Below are 588 nucleotides of genomic sequence, written 5' to 3'. Positions count from 1 at the left end.
TGCCGGTCACGGCGTCGATGGTCTGGCCGCTGCGATCGCGCGCCACCAGGATGCACACTTGTTCACTCGAGATCCCGCGCTTTGTCGCCTTGCCGCCGCGCTTTCGTGGCGGACGGTCGAGATATCTGGACCCCTTGTGCGATTCGAGCACATACATCTCATCGGCTTCGGCGATGCCGCTCAGCCGCTGCGGGCGGTCATCCTTGCTCAAGGCCAGGAAACGGTGGCGCCATCGAAAGCTGGTCGCACTGGCCACGCCGATCTCGCGCGCCGAGCGGCGCACGCTGCGGGAGTCGAGCATGCAGCCGAGGTAGTCGAGCCAGTGCGCCTTGTGGCGCAACCGCGCCAGCGGCGTGCCGCTGAGCAGGTTGAAGGTGCGGCGGCAGCTACGGCAGCGGTAGCGCTGCAGTCCGTGCGCATGGCCGTGGCGATAGGGTTTGTCGGCCTGGCAATGCGGGCAGCAGAAGGGTGTGGCGGGCTGCTCGACGATCTCGAGTACACGGTCGAGGCCGGCCGCCGATTGCAGCAGGTCGAGCAGGCGGTCGCGCTGGCGCCGCGTTAGAGAGGACAGGCGTTGCAGGAACTGTT

1 protein-coding gene is annotated in these 588 nt (G+C 67.3%); it reads right to left on the bottom strand.

All coding sequences use genetic code 11. From position 1 onward, the window contains the following. Nucleotides 1-580: IS1595 family transposase (locus tag AC1DIX_RS27570; protein ID WP_477328508.1), on the bottom strand; the 580-nt coding region annotated here is incomplete at its 3' end. Nucleotides 581-588 lie beyond the last annotated feature (8 nt).

It is taken from the genome of Massilia sp. 05N420 (assembly GCF_056397205.1).
The sequence above is the reverse complement of the archived record's forward strand: the minus strand, read 5'-3'. Positions and strand labels throughout refer to the sequence as shown.